At 51.7% G+C, this 4,089-nt stretch carries 5 protein-coding genes and 1 tRNA gene; 2 read left to right on the top strand and 4 right to left on the bottom strand.

The features are described 5' to 3' along the window. Positions 1 to 96 precede the first annotated feature (96 nt). The 4 genes from Q0510_RS23770 to rpsU all read right to left on the bottom strand — a co-directional run bounded on the left by Q0510_RS23770 (position 97) and on the right by rpsU (position 2,210). A tRNA-Thr gene (locus Q0510_RS23770) sits at positions 97 to 170 on the bottom strand. Positions 171 to 403: 233 nt separating this feature from the next. Then, complete coding sequence (locus Q0510_RS23765; RefSeq protein ID WP_298717436.1) at positions 404 to 703, bottom strand: HPF/RaiA family ribosome-associated protein; 300 nt, start codon at positions 701 to 703, stop codon at positions 404 to 406. A 266-nt stretch (positions 704 to 969) separates the two neighbouring features. Next, entirely contained in the window at positions 970 to 1,935 is a 966-nt protein-coding gene (locus Q0510_RS23760; protein ID WP_298717433.1) for a tyrosine-type recombinase/integrase, read from the bottom strand. An 80-nt stretch (positions 1,936 to 2,015) separates the two neighbouring features. Beyond that, positions 2,016 to 2,210, bottom strand: a complete 195-nt coding sequence (rpsU, locus tag Q0510_RS23755; RefSeq protein WP_298717430.1) for a 30S ribosomal protein S21 — start codon at positions 2,208 to 2,210, stop codon at positions 2,016 to 2,018. Between the two features lie 123 nt (positions 2,211 to 2,333). Here rpsU and Q0510_RS23750 point away from each other — a divergent pair, with 123 nt between their 5' ends. Together Q0510_RS23750 and Q0510_RS23745 are read left to right on the top strand one after the other, a co-directional pair. Further along, the gene (locus Q0510_RS23750; RefSeq protein WP_298717425.1) at positions 2,334 to 2,939 is read left to right on the top strand and encodes a riboflavin synthase; all 606 of its coding nucleotides are present in this window, start codon (positions 2,334 to 2,336) and stop codon (positions 2,937 to 2,939) included. Then, positions 2,936 to 3,925 (top strand): nitronate monooxygenase family protein, encoded by a 990-nt coding sequence (locus Q0510_RS23745; protein WP_298717423.1) that lies wholly within the window; start codon positions 2,936 to 2,938, stop codon positions 3,923 to 3,925. Before Q0510_RS23750 ends, Q0510_RS23745 begins: the two co-directional genes overlap by 4 nt. Positions 3,926 to 4,089: the final 164 nt, after the last annotated feature.

Genomic DNA, 4,089 nt, shown 5'->3' with positions numbered 1-4,089 from the left:
AGACAGCGGATTTACAGTCCGCCCCATTTGGCCGCTCTGGAACCTGCCCAACTATTTATAAAATCACCCGAACTTTTACAGCCCGTAGCTCTTCCGAGCCAGCAGAGGGATTCGAACCCCCGACCCACTGATTACAAATCAGTAGCTCTGGCCAACTGAGCTATGCTGGCATTCTTTTGTCAAGAAAAAGTTTAACATTCCTGCTAAAAGGGAGTGCAAAATAAGGGTGAAAATTTTATTAAAACAAATATTTTTTTTCACTTACCCAACATTTCTTTCAACTCACCTTCAATCGGCTAAAATGCCCTACAGCAAAGAACTTTACTACCTTCGCCGATCCCTTTTTGAATCGGGATGGCAAAGGTAGTAAAGAGATTATTATTTCCAAAATATTTTTGAGATTTTAATGTAAATTCTTCTCTTTCTTACGCTTTATCTGGTTAACAAGGCTGTCAAACGCAAGATCAAAGGACTCTTCGAAGGATTTGCTCTCATGCTTTACAAAGAAACTATGGCGGGGTACATTCACGCGGATCTCCGCAATCTTATCCTTAACCTGGTGGGCTAACTGATCTAACTTCAGGAAAATCTCTACTTGTACAATCTTGTCATAAAAGGTGGAAAGCTTCTGGATTCTTTTATTCACATGATCAATTAATTTGGCGTCAGCATCAAAACGCACAGTTTGAATTTGAACATTCATAGCACTAAAATTTTACATTTAACAATCTGATTTCAAATTAGTAGTCATCCATCATAGGCGCATTTTTTATGTAAAGAACTGTATTACTAATATACTGAAACTTCACACTCAAATCAATGATCACACGCTTAAAAATTTTGTTAAAATGACTTTCTTTCGAATCACTATGTAATGTTACCCACTTTTCATCCCTTCAGCCATGACGCCCGTCATCCTCCCGCCTGCTTTTAATTAGTGCATAATCCTGTCAACATAATCATTGATACCTATCCTCTCGGGTGCGCCTGCTCATGCACCCGGCGCAGCTTTTCGATCGTATTATGCGTATACACCTGCGTCGACGCAAGGCTCGCATGCCCCAGCAATTCCTTCACCGCATTGATATCCGCACCGTTGTTCATCAAATGCGTCGCAAACGTATGCCGCAACACGTGCGGGCTACGCTTCTTCAGCGTCGTTACCTGCGCCAGCGCCCTCCGCACCGTCCGGTACACATCCCAGGCCTGTACCGCCTTCCCGTGCACCGTTACCAGCAACGCTTCGCCACCATACCCGGGGAACTCCGCATCGCGCAGGGCGATGTATTCCCGCAATTCCTGCAGCACCGTCGTTCCCAGCGGAATAATGCGCTCCTTGTTCCCCTTCCCGAGCACTTTCATATGCCCGTTCGAAAAATCAATGCTGCCATCCCGCAGCCCCGTGAGCTCCGCACGCCGGATGCCCGCATGGTACAATAACCGCAGGATCATACGCTGCGTGGCGCCCGCGAAACCATCGCTGAACAGCGGCATCTCCTCCCCTGCCTGGTTGGCTTCCACTTTTTCCATGACATGCTCATCCACAAACACAGGCAGCCGCCCCGGCAGTTTAGGACCGGAAACCCGGGCCATGGGGCTCTGCTTCACCGCACCTTTGCGGAGCGCGTATTTAAAGAAGGATTTGAGGGCCGACATCTTCCTCCGGATGGTAACCGCCGACGCCGGCGGCTGCGTGCGCTTATGGGCATCTTCCGCCTTTTTATGGCCTTCCAGCCCGAGGTCCAGCCACGACTGCACATGCGCCGCCTTCACGCTTTCCAGCGCGATGCCGCCATATTGCTCCTGTATGTATTGAAAAAACTGGGAAAGATCGAGGGAATAGGATTGCACCGTATGCGGCGAATACCGCTTTTCTAAAGAGAGGTAGGCGAGAAAATCCTGCGCCAAAGGGGGAAGGTGCACTTGATCCAACACAAAAAAATTGATGATTGTAAAGATAGTTTATTCTTTACAATCATCAATTTCGTGTATAAAAAAGAATTCGCTTCGAATTATTAATCGAACTTGCCGGTTGCTACCTGCTGTTTGTATACAGCCTTCAGCACCTGGGTGCGGCGGCGGATAGACGGCTTGGTAAACGACTGACGCTCTCTCAGCTGCAGCAGAATTTTCGCTTTCTCAAATTTCTTCTTGTACTTTTTGAGCGCTTTGTCGATGTTTTCGCAATCTTTGGAATCGATGATTAACATATTTTTCCTTTATTCTGTTTTACAGTATTTTATTATGGACGGCAAAGATAAGCAGATCTTTTTTATTTGCAAAATATATTCGTCATTTCTTCCCCCGCCATTTCTCCATTAAATTTGTGCATTATGTTTACCGGCATTATTGAAACGACGGGCATTGTAGCCACCGCAACGCCCGGGGGCGGCAACCTGGAGCTGACCATCAGCACCCCCCTGGCGCAGGAACTGAAGATCGACCAGAGCGTATCCCACAACGGCGTATGCCTCACCGTCACCGCAGTGGAGGCTGACCGCTTCACCACCGTGGCCGTGGCGGAAACCCTGCAGAAAACAAATATCGGAAACCTCCGCCCCGGCGATACCGTCAACCTCGAAAGAGCCATGGTATTCAACAGCCGCATCGACGGCCACATCGTTCAGGGGCATGTCGACGGTACCGGCACCTGCACGTCCGTGGAACCGCAAGACGGCAGCTGGGTATTCCGCTTCCGCTTCGACCCCGCCTTCGCCCCGCTCATCGTCGAAAAAGGATCCATCTGCCTCAACGGCGTCAGCCTCACGGTATTCGATATCACCGGCGACGCATTTTCCGTGGCCATCATACCATATACTTACGAGCACACCAATATCCGGCATCTGAAACCCGGCGACCCCGTTAACCTGGAATTCGACATCCTGGGCAAATACGTGGCGCGCCAATTGCAAACCCATGCGAAACCATCCCTGACATGAACCATCCCATCACAACACTGCTGGGCATCCAACACCCCGTGATCATGGCTCCCATGTTCCTCGTCAGCAACGAGGCCATGATGAGCGCCGCCATCAAAAGCGGCATCGCGGGCACCTTCCCTTCCCTCAACTTCAGGAAGGAAGGCGAGCTGCATGCCCTGCTGGAAAGGCTCAACGCCGTCCGAGACGCCCATCCCGGCGGCATATACGGCGTAAACCTCATCGTACAGAAAACGAACCCGCTCTATAAAAAGCACCTGGACGCCTGCGTGGCGGCCAAAGTTCCGTTTTACATCACCTCCCTCGGCAATCCCCGCGAAGTCATCGACGCCGCCCATTCGTACGGCGCCAAAGTCTTTTGCGACATCACCAATCTCGAACACGCCGCCAAAGCGAAACAGATGGGAGCCGACGGGTTCATCGCCGTTACCGCCGGCGCAGGCGGCCATGCCGGCCCATACCCCATGCACGTCCTCATTCCCGCACTGCGCAAAGCTTTCCCGGATATGCCCGTGGTAGCCGCAGGCGGCATCGCTTCCGGCGTGCAAATGGCCAGCGCCATGGTGCTCGGGGCCGACGGCGTTTCCATCGGCACGCGCTTCATCGCCAGCCCGGAAGCCAACGTGAGCGACGAATACAAGCAAGCCATCGTGGACCATGGCATGGAAGATATCGTGCTCACCGAACGCCTTTCCGGCACGCCCTGCAACATCATCAATACGCCCGCCGCCCAGAAGCTCGGCTACAAGCAAAGCAACTGGGAGAAATGGCTGTCGCGCAACCCGCGCACCAAAAAGTATTTCAAAATGATGGTGCAGCTCAAAGGCATGAAAATGCTGGAGAAAGCAACGAAACCCAATTACTATAACCAACTGTGGAGCGCGGGTCAGAGCGTGGAAATGGTGGACGGCATCGAGCCTGTGGCCACCATCATCGCGAAACTGACGGAGGAGTACCGGCAAAGTATCCAGTCTTTCTGCAAATGATAGCTATCGATAAACAAAAAGCCCGGCTTTCCGTCGCGGCTTTTTTCTTTCTGAACGGTCTCTGTTTCGCCTCCTGGGCATCCCGCATCCCCGCCATCCAGGAACACCTCCGGCTGAGCGAAGCCGCGCTGGGAAGCCTGCTGCTGTGCATTCCCGTGGGCGCG

Origin of the sequence: uncultured Chitinophaga sp. (genome assembly GCF_937874145.1) — a bacterium.
GTDB lineage: Bacteria > Bacteroidota > Bacteroidia > Chitinophagales > Chitinophagaceae > Chitinophaga.
This window is presented reverse-complemented; position numbering and strand designations above follow the sequence as displayed.